Below are 15,811 nucleotides of genomic sequence, written 5' to 3'. Positions count from 1 at the left end.
ACCGGACGCCCGGGGCCGGCCCTTTTTGTCGCTCGGCATCGCGTGCCGGAGGGACGTTTGCTTTCGAAAAACCAACTTGAGGACGGAAACCATCATGAACAAGCAGCCTGCCAACCCGCTCGTCGCCACCGCCCGCCGCGGTCTGTGGCCCACCGTGACCGCGCTCACGGCCGTTGCCGCCATCGTGTCGGCGATCTTCGGCCTGCGCCCGCTCGAGGCCGAGGCCAACACGCCCGCGGCCGCCGCACCGCGCGCCACCCCGGTGTCGGTCGCCACCGTCGCGCAGACCGAGATCACCGCCTGGGACGAGTTCTCGGGCCGGCTCGAAGCGGTCGAGCGCGTCGACGTCCGCTCCCGGGTCGCCGGCGCGGTGCAGTCGGTGCATTTCCGCGAAGGCTCGCTGGTGAAGAAAGGCGACCTGCTGATCACCATCGACCCGGCGCCGTACGCGGCCGAGGTCGACCGCGCCGAAGCGCAGGTGGCGTCGGCCCAGGCCCGCGCCGCATTCAGTCGCAGCGAGCAGGAACGCGCCAAGCGCCTGTGGGACGAGCGCGCCATCGCCCAGCGTGAACTCGACGAACGCAGCAACGCCGGCCGCGAGGCCGAAGCCAGCCTGCGCGCCGCCCAGGCGTCGCTGCAGAGCGCACGCCTGAACCTGGGCTACACGCAGGTGAAGGCGCCGGTGGCGGGCCGCATCGGCCGGATCGAGGTCACGGTCGGCAACCTGGTGGCCGCCGGCCCCGGCGCGCCGGTGCTGACCACGCTGGTGTCGGTCAGCCCGATCTACGCGAGCTTCGATGCCGACGAGCAGATCGTGGGCAAGGCGCTCAAGGACATGGCGGGCAACGGCGCGAGCACGCGCACGCCGCTCGAACAGATCCCGGTGCAGATGGGCACGGCCGCCACCGAGGGCACGCCCTTCGCGGGCAAGCTGCAGCTGATCGACAACCAGGTCGATGCCCGCAGCGGCACGGTGCGCGTGCGCGCCGCCTTCGACAACAAGGACGGCTCGCTCATTCCCGGCCAGTTCGCCCGCATCCGCATGGGCCAGGCCCACACCAGCCGCGTGGTGCTGGTGAACGAACGCGCCGTCGGCACCGACCAGAACAAGAAGTTCGTGATGGTCGTGAACGGCGAGAACAAGACCGAGTACCGCGAAGTGACGCTGGGTGCGCCGGCCAACGGCCTGCGCGTGGTCACCCAGGGCCTGAAGCCGGGCGAACGCGTGGTCGTCAACGGCCTGCAGCACGTGCGCCCCGGCGCGCTGGTCGAGCCGACGGTGGTGCCGATGGACACAGCGCAGGCCAAGGCCCAGGCCGCTGCCACCAAGGTCGCCGCGACCAACTGAGCCCAGGCCTCGATGCCGCTCTGAAAGAACACCATGAATCTCTCCAAATTCTTCATCGACAGGCCGATCTTTGCCGGCGTGCTGTCGGTGCTGATCCTCATCGCCGGCCTGATCGCCATGCGGGCGCTGCCGATCTCCGAATACCCCGAAGTCGCACCGCCCTCGGTGGTGGTGCGTGCCCAGTACCCGGGCGCCAACCCGAAAGTGATCGCCGAGACGGTGGCGACGCCGATCGAGGAGCAGATCAACGGGGTCGAAGGCATGCTCTACATGGGCAGCCAGGCGACCACCGACGGCGTGATGACGCTGACCGTGACCTTCAAGCTGGGCACCGACCCGGACAAGGCGCAGCAGCTGGTGCAGAACCGCGTCTCGCAGGCCGAGCCGCGCCTGCCTGAGGAAGTGCGCCGCCTGGGCATCACGACCATCAAGAGCGCGCCCGACCTGACGATGGTCGTGCACATGGTCTCGCCCAACAACCGCTACGACATCAACTACCTGCGCAACTACGCGGTGCTGAACGTCAAGGACCGGCTCGCGCGCATCCAGGGCGTGGGCCAGGTGCAGATCTTCGGCGGCGGCGACTACGCGATGCGCGTCTGGCTCGACCCGCAGAAGGTGGCGCAGCGCGGCCTGTCGGCCAGCGACGTGGTGGCCGCCATCCGCGGCCAGAACATCCAGGCGGCGGCCGGCGTGGTCGGCGCATCGCCAGGCCTGCCCGGCGTGGACATGCAGCTGTCGATCAATGCGCAGGGTCGCCTGCAGAGCGAGGAAGAGTTCGGCGACATCATCGTCAAGACCAGCACCGACGGCGCCGTGACCCGCCTGCGCGACATCGGCCGCCTCGAGATGGGCGCCGCCGACTACTCGCTGCGCTCGCTGCTGAACAACGACCCGGCCGTCGGCATGGGCGTGTTCCAGTCGCCCGGCTCCAACGCGCTCGACATTTCGAGCAACGTGCGCGCCACGATGGAAGAACTGTCGAAGAACATGCCCGAGGGCGTGGAATACCGCATCGCCTACGACCCGACGCAGTTCGTGCGCGCCTCCATCGAATCGGTGGTGCACACGCTGCTCGAAGCCATCCTGCTGGTGGTGCTGGTGGTGATCCTGTTCCTGCAGACCTGGCGCGCGTCCATCATCCCGCTGCTGGCCGTGCCGGTGTCGGTCATCGGGACCTTCGCGGTGCTGCACATCCTGGGCTTCTCGATCAACGCACTGAGCCTGTTCGGGCTGGTGCTGGCGATCGGCATCGTGGTGGACGACGCCATCGTGGTGGTGGAGAACGTCGAGCGCAACATCGAGGCGGGCCTGAGTCCGCGCGACGCCACCTACCGCGCCATGCGCGAGGTGTCGGGGCCCATCATCGCCATCGCGCTGGTGCTGGTGGCCGTGTTCGTGCCGCTGGCCTTCATCAGCGGACTGACCGGTCAGTTCTACCGCCAGTTCGCGGTGACCATCGCGATCTCGACGGTGATCTCGGCGATCAACTCGCTCACGCTGTCGCCCGCGCTCGCCGCCTTGCTGTTGCGTGGCCACGACCAACCCAAGGATGCGCTGACGCGCTTCATGGACCGCTACCTCGGCTGGCTGTTCCGCGGCTTCAATAAGCTGTTCCACCGCGGCTCCGAAGCCTACAGCGGCGGCGTCAAGGGCGTGATCGGACGCAAGACGCTGATGATGGTGATCTACCTCGCGCTGATCGGCGTGACCTTCGGCCTGTTCAAGGCGGTGCCGAGCGGCTTCGTGCCGGCCCAGGACAAGCAGTACCTGATCGGCTTCGCACAGCTGCCCGACGGCGCCACGCTCGACCGCACGGAAGACGTGATCCATCGCATGGGCGAGATCATGAAGAAGAACCCGAACATCGAGGACGCCATCGCCTTCCCGGGCCTGTCGATCAACGGCTTCACCAACAGCTCGAACTCGGGCATCGTGTTCGCCACGCTCAAGCCCTTCGACGAGCGCAAGCGCAAGGACCAGAGCGGCGGCGCGGTCGCGGGCCAGCTCAACGGCGCCTTCGCCAGCATCCAGGACGCCTTCATCGTGATGTTCCCGCCGCCGCCGGTGGCGGGGCTGGGCACCACGGGCGGCTTCAAGCTGCAGGTGGAAGACCGCGCCTCGCTGGGCTACGACCAGATGGACGCGGCGGTGAAGGCCTTCATCGGCAAGGCACGGCAGGCGCCTGAACTGGCCGGCATGTTCACGAGCTGGCAGGTCAACGTGCCGCAGCTGTACGCCGACATCGACCGCACCAAGGCGCGCCAGCTCGGCGTGCCGGTGACGGACATCTTCGACACGATGCAGATCTACCTGGGCAGCCTGTACGCGAACGACTTCAACAAGTTCGGCCGCACGTACTCGGTGCGGGTCCAGGCCGACGCGCCGTACCGCGCCCGTGCCGAAGACGTGGGCCTGCTGAAGGTGCGCTCGACCACCGGCGAGATGGTGCCGCTGTCGGCGCTGATGAAGGTCAATTCGAGCTTCGGCCCGGAACGCGCGATGCGCTACAACGGCTACCTCACGGCCGACATCAACGGCGGCCCGGCACCCGGCTATTCGTCGGGCCAGGCGCAGGACGCGATCAAGCGCATTGCCGCCGAGACGCTGCCGCAGGGCATCAGCTTCGAGTGGACCGAACTGACCTACCAGGAGATCCTGGCCGGCAATTCCGCCTTCCTCGTCTTCCCGCTGGCGCTGCTGCTGGTGTTCCTGGTGCTCGCCGCGCAGTACGAGAGTCTGACGCTGCCGATCGCGATCATCCTGATCGTGCCGATGGGCCTGCTCGCCGCCATGACCGGTGTCTGGATCTCGGGGGGTGACAACAACGTCTTCACGCAGATCGGGCTGATCGTGCTGGTGGGGCTGAGTGCGAAGAACGCGATCCTGATCGTGGAGTTCGCCCGGGAGCTCGAATTCGCCGGGCGAACGCCGATCCAGGCCGCCATCGAGGCCAGCCGCCTGCGGCTGCGCCCGATCCTGATGACCTCGCTGGCCTTCGTGATGGGTGTGTTGCCCCTGGTGCTCTCGACCGGTGCCGGTTCCGAGATGCGCAAGGCGATGGGCGTGGCGGTGTTCGCCGGGATGATCGGGGTGACGGCCTTCGGCCTGTTCCTGACGCCGGTGTTCTACGTGCTGCTGCGCCGCCTGACGGGCAACCGGCCGCTCAAGCAGCACGGCGACGTGCCGCACGACGTCGAGGCCTTCGCGCCGGCGGGCGACCTGTCCGTGGCGCACGGGGCCGGCGGTGGTGCGCCGTTGCACCCGCACCCGGCAGCCCCGCGCCATCCGAACGAATAAGAAGGCGCATGCCGCCGAACGAGGAGTCTTCAACATGACCAACTTTTCAACTTTGGGGGGCCGGCCGCAGCGCCTGCTGCCCCTGATCGCCGCGCTGGTGCTGGCCGGTTGCGCCTCCGTGGCGGAACTGCCGGCCACGCCGGCGGCCCCCGCGCAGTTCAAGGAAGCTGCTGTGGCGCCCGCCGGGGCGACTGCGCCGGTGCGGACAGCGGGCGACTGGTGGCGCGCCTTCAACGACCCGGTCCTCGATGACCTGGTGACGCGCGCTGCCGCCAACAACACCAGCATCCAGCAGGCCGCGGCGCGGCTGGCGGAAGCCCGCGCGCTGGCGCGCAGCGTCGACTCGGACCGCTCGGTGCAGGTCGGCCTGAACGGCGGCGCCAGCCGTGCACAGGGGCTGGACCGCAACCAGAGCAACCGTCCGTCGACCCTGCTGAATGCCGGGGCTGGCGTGTCGTATGAGCTCGACCTGTTCGGCCGCCTGTCGGGCGCCAGCAATGCGGCCACGCTCGATGCGCAGGGCAGTGCGGCCCTGCTGCAGAGTGCTCAGCTGCTGGTGCAGGCCGAGGTGGCGCAGAACTACCTTACGCTGCGCGCGCTGGACGACGAGCGGGCGTTGATGCGCGACACGGTCGAGGCGTACCGCGACACGCTGCGCCTGACGGAGCGGCGCGAGCGGGCGGGTGATCTGGCCGAACTCGACGTGGTGCGGGTCCAGACCGAGGTCGCATCGACCGAATCCGACGCCCTGGCGCTGGATCGCCAACGCGCGCTGGTCGAGCATGCCCTGGCCGTGCTGACCGGCGAGGCGGCCTCGCAGTTCAGCCTGCCGAGCGGCGAGTGGCGTACCGCGTTGCCGCAGATTCCGGCCGGACTTCCCTCGACGGTGCTGCAACGCCGGCCCGACGTCGCCGCGGCGCAGAAGACGGTGATGGCCGCGCAGGCCCGCGTCGGCGTCGCGCAGACGGCCTGGTTCCCCAGCATCTCGCTGACCGGCGGCGGCGGCTACGCGTCACCGGAACTGGGCGATCTGTTCAAGTGGTCGGCCCGCTCCTGGGGCATCGGCGCGCTGCTGTCGCTGCCGATCCTCGATGGCGGCCGGCGCGAGGCGGGGGTTCAAAGTGCGTCCGCGCAGCTCGATGGCGCGCTGGCGAGCTACCGCTCGCAGGTGCTGGTGGCCTTCCGCGAGGTCGAAGACCAGCTCGCATCGCTGCGGCTGCTCGACGAGCAGTCGGTGGTGCAGGCGCGCGCCGTGAGTTCGTCGGCGCGGGCGACCTCGCTGTCGGACACGCGCTACCGCAACGGCTACATCAGCCAGCTCGATCTGCTGGATGCCCGCCGCAGCGAGCTGCGCAACCGCCGCCAGGCGCTGCAGGTGCGCTCGGCGCAGTACCAGGCCACGGTGGGCCTGATCCGCGCCTTGGGCGGTGGCTGGGGTGAGGTTCAGGCGACGGCGGGGGCGGAGCCGGCCGCGGCCACCCGCGTCAGCTCGGCGATGCCGACCGCCAAGGCGCTGGAGTAGCTGGGCTGCGCCGCCGCCGCGGTGCAGGCGGGGCGGTAGTACAGGGCATCGGAACCGGCGACCGGTTCGGTGGCGGCCATCATCATCCAGATGTACTGGCCGTCGGCACGTTGCTGGACAGTGAGAGCGAGGTCGTGGGTGGCTTGCATGTAGTCTATTGTATTAATTTTCATGGGGCACACGGCCTGCCTCCTGATGTCGACGACTGGGGCACACCACCGTGGCATGCTTCGGCGCACGGCCCGTCCTTCTCACTCCCTCCGGAACGACCATGTCATTTGGAGAATCGGCATCGATCTACAACGCAACACGACTGTCCTATGCCGATGAAGTCGTCGACCGCGTCGCCGAGGTTCTCGGCGCGACGCGCGGTCGTTCGATCCTCGACATCGGCTGTGGAACCGGCATCGCGACGCGGCAACTGGCTGCGCGCGGCTTCCGGACGGTCGGCACCGACGTGGACGCGGACATGATCGAGGAGGCCCGCGCCGTGGGTGAGGCAGGCCGCTATCAGGTCGCAGACGCCAGCCGTCTCGATTTCGCGGATGCGGAATTCGACGGGGCCACAGCGTTCGGCGCATTCCATTGGTTCTCCGACGAAGCGTCCGTTCGGAGCATCCAGCGCGTGCTGCGTCGCGGGGCGGCCTTTGTTGTCGTCAACAAGAACGACGTCGGGGATTTTCGCGAATCCATCGTCGAGATCGTCAGCGGCCATGTCGCACTCGGCAACGCCCGCCCGAAGCTCGACTACCAACCTGCGAAGACGCTCGGTGCGTTCGGTTTCGAGGCGGTCGAAGAGGCTGCCATCCCGGTGATTGAGCATCTTCCGCCAACGCAGGCCCTTGCACACGTCCGGTCCATGCGCTTGTGGGAAGAAGTACCGCCGTCGCTCCACGACACGGTCGAAGCGGAGTTGCGTTCCTACCTCGCCAGCCAACTCGACGCGTGCGGAAACTTTCAACGCCGGCTTTCTGTCGCTGTGGTGTGGGGACGCAAGCCGTAGGGCGTGCATGCGCCAACCACGTTGCAGACCCTCCGCAAGACGTCGATGCGGTACGACTGCATTGGCAGCTTCGAAGGGATGCAGAAAGCTACGCGTCCCGCGCCGCGCTGACCAATCCCAGTCCGGGCCGCGTAGCCGGGTGACGTGTCGCCTCCCGCCAGCACCAGCGGGAAACGTGACAGGTCGTGAAGGGTGAAGTCTGCGGAATCCACGGTCATGGTTTTCTCCTGTGGCAATGTGGGTTGGATCGGGGGGGACTTCAAGCCGGCGGCCCCAGGCGCAACGAGACCAGCCCGCACAGCAGCGACAGACCGGCGGCCGCGAAGAACGCCGCATGGCTGCCGGCCAGCAAGGCACCTTGTGCGTCGATGCCTGCGGGCTGCGCGTGCGCGACGGCAGCTGCCAGGGTCGCCAGCGTGGCCATCCCCAGCGCGCCGCCCAGTTGGCGTGCGGTGTTGGCCAACCCGGAAGCCAAGCCGGCGTCCTGCACCGGCACGCCCGAGGTCACCACATGCGTGGCCGCCAGGATGAGCATGCCCAGGCCGGAGCCGACCAGCAGCGTCGGCCCGAGCACGTCTTGCACGAACGCCGCCCGGGCAGGCAAGAGGCCCAGCCAAGCCAGCCCCGCAGCCGCCAGCAGGGCGCCCCACAGCGGCAGGTGCCGGGCCGTGCCCGCGCCCATGGCTTTGGTGAACAGCAACCGCACCGCTGCCAGCATCAGGCCCATCGGCAGCATCGCCAGCCCCGTCTCGCGTGCGCCGTAGCCCGCCACTTGCTGCAGGCTCGTGGAGATCAAGTAGATCGACGCGGCCAGCAATGCACCCAGTCCCAGCATCAGCAGGTTGCCCGCGGCCAGCCCCGGCAATTGGAAGATCGACAGGCGCACCAGCGGGCTGGCGCTGCGCCGCTCGATGGCGATGAACAGCAAGAACAGGCCCAACGCAAGCGCCAGAGCGCCCAGCACGACTGGCGAGTTCCAGCCCAGCGCGGTCGATTGCGTGATCCCATACACAAGCAGGGCGCTGCCCAGCATGGACGCCACCGCGCCCGGAGCGTCGAGCCTGGGTCGTGCCGTTTGCGCCGGTGGCGCCAGCAGGCTGGAGGCGATGCCCGCCATCAGCAGCAGTCCAACCGGCACATTGACGAACATCACCCAGCGCCAGCCCGCGCCTTCGGTCAGCAGGCCGCCGATGACCACGCCCAGCGCAAAGCCGGCCGAGTTCAGCGCGGCCCACAGCGACAGCGCGCTGGCGCGTGCCTGCTTGTCGTGGTGCGTTGCGGCCATCACCAGCGTCATGGACGACGTCGCCAGCACGGCGGCACCGATCCCCTGCACGGCGCGGGCCGCCAGCAGCAGCGTGGCGCCGGAGGCCAGGCCGCCGGCCAGGCTGGCGAGCGTGAAAAGGAACAGGCCGGCCAGCAGCACCGGGCGCCGCCCGTAGAGGTCGCCCGCGCGCGCTGCCAGCAGCATGCAGCCGCCGAAGCTCAGCAGGTATGCATCGATCACCCACTGCTGGGCCTCATGGGAGAGTTGCAGGTCGCGCTGCATCGCGGGCAGGGCGACGTTCACGATGGAGCCGTCCATCACCACCATGAAGGAGGCGAGGCAGGCCATCGCGATGACGAGCCACAGGGGCAGATCGGGGCGCAGCAGGGGCGCGGGGGCGGGCAGTGCGGCGGTGCGCATAGGGAGGACTCCGGTCGTTCGTGATGGCCCAGTGTCCGGTCGACGGGGTAAACCTGATAACGTTGTCTGGACGTAAAACAATGGAATCCGGCCATGCCCGAATCTCTCGCGCTTCCCGCGGCTCAAGGGCCGGCCGTTTCGCCGAACACGGCGCTGTTCGAGCTCAGCGAACGTGCCGACGGCCCGCCGCTGATCGCCGTCTGGGGCAGCGAGAAGACGGACAGCGAATTCCAGCTCGGCACGCGCGAGACCGGCTGGCACCAGCACCTGCGCGGACAGATCTTCTGCATCGAGAACGGACTGGTCCATGTGCGCACCCGGCAGGGTTCGTGGCTGCTACCGCCGCACCGCGCCGGCTGGGTGCCCCCGGGCATGCCGCACATGGCCAGCATCAGCGGCGTGATGAGCGGCTGGAACGTGCTGGTGACGCCCGAGGCTGCGCGGGCCTTGCCCGCGGACCCTTGCGTCGTGGGCGTGAGCGAGTTGCTGCGCGCGCTGGTGCGCCGCGCGGTGGGCTGGAGCGGGCAGGACCAGCTCACCGCTGCGCAGCGCCGGGTGACGGCGGTGCTGCTGGACGAACTGCGGCTTGCCCCGCGTGAGCCCCTGCATCTGCCCATGCCCACCGACCGGAGGCTGCTGCGCATCGCCCAGGCCGTGCTGCAGGCGCCGGGCGATGCACGCACGCTCGATGCATGGGCCGTGTGGGCGGGGCTGTCGCCGCGCAGCCTGACACGGCTGTGTCAGGCCGAACTGGGCATGGGCTTTGCCCAGTGGCGCCAGCAGGCGGGGCTGGTTCACGCGCTCGAAGGCCTGGCCCGGGGCGAGTCTGTCGCCGCCGTGTCCGATGCGCTGGGCTATGCCACGCCGAGCAACTTCATCGCGATGTTCCGACGGGCCTTCGGGGAGTCCCCGGCGCGGTACTTCGCGAAGCGCAACGGTCCGTGGTAAGGACGACTCGGGCCTCCCGCCCTCAATCGGCCTTCAGGTCGGCATCACCGCGTTCATCACCAGCACCATCCCCAGGCCCACCAGGGCGACGATCGACTGCACCACCGTGATGGTCCGCGTCGCTTCGCCCATGGACATGCTGAACGACTCCTTCACCAGCCAGAAGCCCGCGTGGTTGGCGTAGTTGAAGAACAGCGAGCCGCTGCCGATCGACAGCGCCAGCAGCGGCAGGTTGAGCGCCGGGTCGGCGCCGGCCAGCGGCGCCAGCAGGCCGGCGGCGCCCACGATGCCGACCGTGGCCGAGCCGGTGGACACCGACAGCAGCATCGCGATGAGCCAGCCGAGGACGAGTGGCGGGAAGGCGAACTGCTGCGTGAGATGCACGATCGCGTCGCCGACCTTCGCGCTGGTGAGGATCTGCTGGAAGGCGCCGCCGCCCGCGATGATCAGCATGATCCCGGCGATGGGCTTGAGGCTGGCGCCCATGGCATCGCGCAAGTGCTCGGTGTTGCCGCCGCGCGCGTACACCAGCGCCACGGCGGCGAAGAGCACGCCGAGCAGCATCGCGATGATCGGGTTGCCGACGAACGCCGCGGCACCCGCCAAGGCCGAGCCCTTGGCCAGGAAGGTTTCGCTCAGCGCGTGTACCAGCATCAGCAGCGCGGGCAGCAAGGCCGCGAAGGTGCCCAGGGCGACGCCGGGCGGGTTGGCGGCGCTGGCCGCATGCTTTTGCGTGAGCGTGAACTGGTCCAGCAAGGCCTGGTCGGGGCGGGTCGTCATGCGCGGCGCGATGAAGGCACCGTACAGCGGCCCGGCCAGCACCATGGCCGGCAGCGCCGCGATGAAGCCGTAGAGCATCGTCGGGCCGACGCTGGTCTTGAGCGCGGCGATGGCAGTCAAGGGGCCCGGGTGCGGCGGCACCATGCCGTGCATCGCGGCCAGCGCGGCAATGACCGGCACACCGACGTAGACATAGGCCGAGCCCTTGAAGCGCTCGCGGCCCTCGAGCTTGCGTGCCACGCTGAAGACCAGCGGCAGCATCACCACCAGGCCCACCTCGAAGAACATCGGAATGCCGACGATGAACGCGACCAGGGTCATGGCCCACGGAATCATGCGGTCCGACGCGTGGCGCAGCAGGGCGTTGGCGATCTGCTCGGTGATGCCCGCGTCGGCGAGGATCTTTCCCAGCATCGCGCCCAGCGCGATCACCACGCCGACCGCACCGAGCGTTTTGCCGGCGCCGTTGGTGATGTTCTTGGCGATCTCGCCGAGCTCCATGCCGGTGGCCAACCCGACGCCGACGCACACGATCAGCAGGGCGACCAGCGGGTGCATGCGCACGCGCGAGACGATGAGGGCGACCAGCAGCAGGACGCTGGCCAGGGCGGTGAGCAGGAGATGGATGTCGGTGGAAGTCATAGGATGGTTTGAAGGGGTGGTCCGCCATCGGATGCCGCCCGTCGTTGTCGATCGATTCTATGAATCCGGCATGTCGCCGCCGCCGACGACAATCGCCGCATGACAGCGAAATGCGTGATGGTCCTGGGAACGACGAGCGGCGCCGGCAAGAGCTGGCTGGCCACCGCGCTGTGCCGCCACTACGCCCGACAAGGCTTGCGCGTGGCGCCGTTCAAGGCGCAGAACATGAGCAACAACGCACGGGTGGTGGAGGGCGGCGAGATCGGCAGCGCCCAGTACTTCCAGGCGCTGGCCGCCCGTGCCGTGCCCGAGGTGCGCATGAACCCGCTGCTGCTCAAGCCCGAGCGCGACACGCACAGCCAGGTCGTGCTGCTGGGGCAGGTGAGCGCCGAACTCACGGGGTTGCCGTGGCGCGGCCGCAGCGAACGCGTGTGGCCGCAGATCGCCGCGTCGCTCGACGCCTTGCGCGCCGAGAACGACGTGGTCGTGATCGAAGGCGCCGGCTCGCCGGCCGAGATCAACCTGATGGCCAGCGACATCGTCAACCTGCGCGTCGCGCGCCACGCCGATGCGCGCTGCCTGCTGGTGACCGACATCGACCGCGGCGGGGCCTTCGCCCATCTTTACGGCACCTGGGCGCTGATGCCCGAGGCCGACCGCGCGCTGCTGCGCGGCTTCGTGCTCAACAAGTTCCGCGGCGACGCGGCGCTGCTCGCGCCCGCGCCGCAGATGCTGCAGGACATGACCGGCGTGCCCACGGTCGCGACGCTGCCCATGTGGTGGGAGCACGGCCTGGCGGAGGAAGACGGTGTCTTCGACGACCGCAGCACCGCGACGGGTGAGGTGACCTGCACCATCGCCGTGATCGCCTATCCGCGCATCAGCAACCTCGACGAATTCCAGCCGCTGAAGAACATGCCCGGCGTGCGCCTGCGCTGGGTGCGCAGCCCGGCCGAGTTGTCCGATGCCGACTGGGTCGTGCTACCGGGCTCCAAACACACCAGCGGCGACCTGGCCTGGCTGCGTGCGCAGGGGCTGGACCGCGCGGTGGCCACGCATGCCGCGCGCGGCGGGCGGGTGCTGGGCGTGTGCGGCGGGCTGCAGATGCTGGGCGAGGCGCTGATCGACCCGCACGGCATCGACGGCAACGCGCCGGGCCTGGGGCTGCTGCCACTGGTCACGCTGTTCGCGCCCGACAAGACGGTGCGCCAGCGCGCGGCCAGCTTCGCAACGCTCGCGGGCGCATGGGCCGCGCTGTCGAACGTCGGCGTGCATGGCTACGAGATCCACCATGGCCAGACCGCCGAACACAGCGCGATGGCCGCGGCCGGCGACCGCGTGCATGCCGCCATGCCCGACGGCCTGGCCTGGCAGAACGCGACGGGCAACGTGCTGGGCGTGTACCTGCACGGCCTGTTCGAAGACCCGGCCGTGCTGCACGCGCTGTTCGGCGCTACCGCGCCGACGCTCGACGCGGTGTTCGACGGCCTCGCCGATTTCATCGACGCGCATTTCGCGCCCGGTGTGTTGTCTTCCCTGATCAATTGAGCCCATGGCCACTTTCACGCTTCCTCCCGTCGCCGACCTGCATGACGCTGCCCTGGCCGGCCGCCTGCAGCACGCGATCGACAACAAGACCAAGCCGCTCGGCGCGCTGGGCCGGCTCGAGGCGCTTGCATTGCGGATCGGCGCCATCCTCGGCAGCGAGACGCCGGTGCTGCGGCAGCCCCAGATGCTGGTCTGTGCGGCCGACCACGGCCTGGCGGCGCGCGGCGTCTCGGCCTATCCGAGCGACGTGACCTGGCAGATGGTCGAGAACTTCCTGGCCGGCGGTGCCGCCGTGAGCGTGCTGGCGCGCCAGCACGGGCTGGCGCTGACGGTGGTCGACTGCGGTGTGCGCCGCGACTTCGCGCCGCGCGACGGGCTGCTGGTGCGCAAGATCGCCGTCGGCACGGCCGATGCCTCCCTCGGTCCGGCCATGAGTGCCGCGCAATGCGCCGAGGCCATCGCCAACGGCATGGCGATCGTGCGCGACCTGCCCGGCAACGCGCTGCTGCTCGGCGAGATGGGCATCGGCAACAGCTCGGTCGCCGCGATGCTGCTGGCGCGCCTGGTGGGCCACGACATCGAGGCCTGCACCGGCGCGGGCACCGGGCTCGATGCCGAGGGCCGGGCCCGCAAGGCGCGCGTGCTGCGCGACGTGCTGGCGCTGCACGCCGGCGCCACGTCGCCACTCGACGCCCTCGCAGCCTTCGGTGGTTTCGAGGTCGCGACGCTGGTGGGCGCCGCGCTGCAGGCGGCCGAGGAGCGCCGCGTGATCGTGGTCGATGGGTTCATCGCCAGCGCTGCAGTGCTGGTGGCGCAGGCGCTGCGGCCGCAGGTTGTTCAGCGCTGCATTGCTGCGCATGTGTCGGCCGAACCGGGCCATGCGTTGCTGCTGGCGCACCTGGGACTCGACCCGCTGCTGCACCTGGACCTGCGGCTGGGCGAAGGCTCCGGCGCCGCGCTGGCGTGGCCGCTGCTCGAGTCGGCGTGTGTCGTGCTGCGCGACATGGCCAGCTTCGAAGCCGCTGGCGTGTCGAGACAATGAACGGCGTTCGGCATTTCCTGCTGGCGCTGCAGTTCTTCACCCGCATCCCCGTCACCGGCCGGCTCGCACAGTGGGTCGGCTACAGCCCGGCGATGTTGCGTGCGAGCGCCGCGCACTTCCCGGCGGTCGGCTGGGTCGTCGGCGCCATCGGTGCACTGGCACTGGCAGGTGCGCTCTCGCTGTGGCCACCGTTGGTCGCCGCCGTGCTCTGTACCGTGGTGACCGTGCTTGTCACCGGCGCCTTCCATGAAGACGGCCTGGCCGACGTGGCCGACGGCCTGGGCGGTGCATCGACCCGCGAGCGCGCCCTGGAGATCATGAAGGACTCGCGCATCGGCGCCTTCGGCGCCATCGCCGTGGTGCTGGCGCTGGGGCTCAAGGTCGCGTTGTTGGCGGCGCTGGCCGGGCAGGGCGCCTTCGTCGCCTGCGCGGCGCTGCTGGCGGCGCATGTGCTGTCCCGGCTCGCACCGCTGGCCGTGATGCGCGCGTCGCCCTATGTCGGCGGCGAGGGCGGCAAGTCCAAGCCGATGGCCGATGCGGTGAGCGGTACCGCCGTCGTCGTGGCCGTGCTGTGGTCGCTACCGGCCGCGGCGCTCCTGGTGGTCGCGGGCGGCATCGTGAACGGCGCGGCGGCCGTGGTCGCGGGCGCGCTGGTCGCGCTCTTCATGGTGCGCCTGCTGCGCCGCCGGCTCGGTGGCTTCACCGGCGACGGGCTCGGCGCCACGCAGCAGTTGAGCGAGTTGGCGATCTACCTCGCGCTGGCGGCCCGGTTGTGAGCACGCTCTGGCTGCTGCGGCATGCGCCGGTCGATGCGCCTGCGGGTCTTTGCTACGGCCGCACCGATCTAAGCTGCGTGGCCGAGGCCACACAAGCCGTGGCTGCGACCATCGCGCCGCTGCTGCCGGTGGACATCGTCTTGTACAGCTCGCCGTTGCAGCGTTGTGCGACGCTGGCCCGCGCCATTGCCGACCAGCGACCGACACTGTCGCAAGCCACGATCGACCCACGCCTAGCCGAGATGGACTTCGGCGCCTGGGAAGGCCAGCCCTGGGACCGCATCGCCCGCGCCGACTTCGACGCCTGGATGAGCGACTTTGCCGAGGCGCGCGCCGGCACGCACGGCGAAAGCACGCGCCTCTTCATGGGGCGGGTCGGCGAGGCCTGGGACGCCTGGCGCGCGTCGCGCCGCGATGCGCTGTGGGTCACCCACGCGGGGGTGATGCGCGCGGTGACGCTGTTGCAGCAGGGCGTGCGCTGCCCCGCGGATGCCGGTGCATGGCCGCGCCGGCCGATCGGCTTCGGCGAGTGGGTGACGGTCGAGGTCTGAGCGATCAGCTTTTTGGCGCCGGCGTCTTCGGCCTGTAGTCGCAGTACGGCGCCACTGCGCATTCCCAGCACTTCGGCTTGCGCGCCACGCAGATGTAGCGGCCGTGCAGGATGAGCCAGTGGTGGGCGTGCAGCCGGTATTCGGGCGGCACGCGCTTCTCGAGCTTCAGCTCCACGTCGAGCGGCGTCTTGCCCGGCGCCAGCCCGGTGCGATTGCCGACGCGGAAGATGTGCGTGTCGACCGCCATGGTCGGTTCGCCGAAGGCGACGTTGAGCACCACGTTGGCCGTCTTGCGGCCCACGCCCGGCAGCGCCTCCAGCTCGGCCCGCGTGCGCGGCACCTCGCCGCCGTGCAGTTCGACGAGCATGCGGCAGGCCTCGATCAGGTGCTTGGCCTTGCTGCGGTAGAGGCCGATGGTCTTGATGTAGCCCTCGAGCCCTTCCACCCCCAGGTCGAGGATGGCCTGCGGCGTGTTGGCGACCGGGTAGAGCTTGCGCGTTGCCTTGTTGACGCCGACATCGGTGGCCTGCGCCGACAGCAGCACCGCGGCCAGCAGCTCGAAGGGCGTGGTGTATTCGAGTTCGGTCTCGGGCGTGGGGTTGGCCGCCTGCAGCGTGGCGAAGAAGGCGGCGATGTTCTCTTTTTTCATGGGGTCGTTCGCTGG

At 69.6% G+C, this 15,811-nt stretch carries 13 protein-coding genes; 9 read left to right on the top strand and 4 right to left on the bottom strand.

Going from position 1 to position 15,811, the window contains the following annotated elements:
* Positions 1-94: 94 nt before the first annotated feature.
* From QTH86_RS05260 to QTH86_RS05250, 3 genes are read left to right on the top strand one after another with little or no spacing between them, the layout of a single operon-like run.
* On the top strand, positions 95-1,348 hold the full coding sequence (locus tag QTH86_RS05260; protein ID WP_286645717.1) for an efflux RND transporter periplasmic adaptor subunit: 1,254 nt from the start codon (positions 95-97) through the stop codon (positions 1,346-1,348).
* Between the two features lie 33 nt (positions 1,349-1,381).
* Positions 1,382-4,648, top strand: a complete 3,267-nt coding sequence (locus tag QTH86_RS05255) for an efflux RND transporter permease subunit (RefSeq protein WP_286645718.1) — start codon at positions 1,382-1,384, stop codon at positions 4,646-4,648.
* Between the two features lie 34 nt (positions 4,649-4,682).
* Positions 4,683-6,170 carry an efflux transporter outer membrane subunit gene (locus QTH86_RS05250; protein ID WP_286645719.1) on the top strand — a complete coding sequence of 496 codons (1,488 nt, stop codon included), beginning with the start codon at positions 4,683-4,685 and terminating at the stop codon, positions 6,168-6,170.
* On the opposite strand, the gene QTH86_RS05245 is transcribed toward QTH86_RS05250, so the two are convergent.
* Positions 6,092-6,319 (bottom strand): hypothetical protein, encoded by a 228-nt coding sequence (locus QTH86_RS05245; protein WP_286645720.1) that lies wholly within the window; start codon positions 6,317-6,319, stop codon positions 6,092-6,094. The genes QTH86_RS05250 and QTH86_RS05245 overlap by 79 nt on opposite strands.
* A 122-nt stretch (positions 6,320-6,441) precedes the next feature.
* Between QTH86_RS05245 and QTH86_RS05240 the strand changes: the two genes are divergently transcribed.
* Positions 6,442-7,173 (top strand): class I SAM-dependent methyltransferase, encoded by a 732-nt coding sequence (locus tag QTH86_RS05240; RefSeq protein ID WP_286645721.1) that lies wholly within the window; start codon positions 6,442-6,444, stop codon positions 7,171-7,173.
* Positions 7,174-7,432: 259 nt separating this feature from the next.
* On the opposite strand, the gene QTH86_RS05235 is transcribed toward QTH86_RS05240, so the two are convergent.
* Positions 7,433-8,860 carry an MFS transporter gene (locus QTH86_RS05235; RefSeq protein WP_286645722.1) on the bottom strand — a complete coding sequence of 476 codons (1,428 nt, stop codon included), beginning with the start codon at positions 8,858-8,860 and terminating at the stop codon, positions 7,433-7,435.
* Positions 8,861-8,953: 93 nt separating this feature from the next.
* Here QTH86_RS05235 and QTH86_RS05230 point away from each other — a divergent pair, with 93 nt between their 5' ends.
* Positions 8,954-9,808, top strand: coding sequence for an AraC family transcriptional regulator (locus tag QTH86_RS05230; protein WP_286645723.1), 855 nt, complete (start codon positions 8,954-8,956; stop codon positions 9,806-9,808).
* A gap of 33 nt (positions 9,809-9,841) precedes the next feature.
* On the opposite strand, the gene QTH86_RS05225 is transcribed toward QTH86_RS05230, so the two are convergent.
* The gene (locus QTH86_RS05225; protein ID WP_286645724.1) at positions 9,842-11,230 is read right to left on the bottom strand and encodes a GntT/GntP/DsdX family permease; all 1,389 of its coding nucleotides are present in this window, start codon (positions 11,228-11,230) and stop codon (positions 9,842-9,844) included.
* A gap of 99 nt (positions 11,231-11,329) precedes the next feature.
* Between QTH86_RS05225 and QTH86_RS05220 the strand changes: the two genes are divergently transcribed.
* From QTH86_RS05220 to QTH86_RS05205, 4 genes are read left to right on the top strand one after another with little or no spacing between them, the layout of a single operon-like run.
* Positions 11,330-12,778: a cobyric acid synthase gene (locus QTH86_RS05220; RefSeq protein WP_286645725.1), complete on the top strand. Its 1,449-nt coding sequence runs from the start codon at positions 11,330-11,332 to the stop codon at positions 12,776-12,778.
* A 4-nt stretch (positions 12,779-12,782) separates the two neighbouring features.
* Positions 12,783-13,820, top strand: coding sequence for a nicotinate-nucleotide--dimethylbenzimidazole phosphoribosyltransferase (cobT, locus tag QTH86_RS05215; protein ID WP_286645726.1), 1,038 nt, complete (start codon positions 12,783-12,785; stop codon positions 13,818-13,820).
* A complete protein-coding gene (gene cobS, locus QTH86_RS05210) occupies positions 13,817-14,596 on the top strand; it encodes an adenosylcobinamide-GDP ribazoletransferase (RefSeq protein WP_286645727.1) in 780 nt (259 codons plus the stop codon). Before cobT ends, cobS begins: the two co-directional genes overlap by 4 nt.
* Positions 14,593-15,147 (top strand): histidine phosphatase family protein, encoded by a 555-nt coding sequence (locus QTH86_RS05205; RefSeq protein ID WP_286645728.1) that lies wholly within the window; start codon positions 14,593-14,595, stop codon positions 15,145-15,147. Before cobS ends, QTH86_RS05205 begins: the two co-directional genes overlap by 4 nt.
* A gap of 4 nt (positions 15,148-15,151) precedes the next feature.
* Here QTH86_RS05205 and nth read toward each other — a convergent pair whose 3' ends face one another.
* Positions 15,152-15,796, bottom strand: coding sequence for an endonuclease III (gene nth, locus QTH86_RS05200; RefSeq protein WP_286645729.1), 645 nt, complete (start codon positions 15,794-15,796; stop codon positions 15,152-15,154).
* Positions 15,797-15,811: the final 15 nt, after the last annotated feature.

Source organism: Variovorax sp. J2L1-78 (assembly GCF_030317205.1).
GTDB classification, from domain to species: domain Bacteria; phylum Pseudomonadota; class Gammaproteobacteria; order Burkholderiales; family Burkholderiaceae_C; genus Variovorax; species Variovorax arabinosiphilus.
This window is presented reverse-complemented; position numbering and strand designations above follow the sequence as displayed.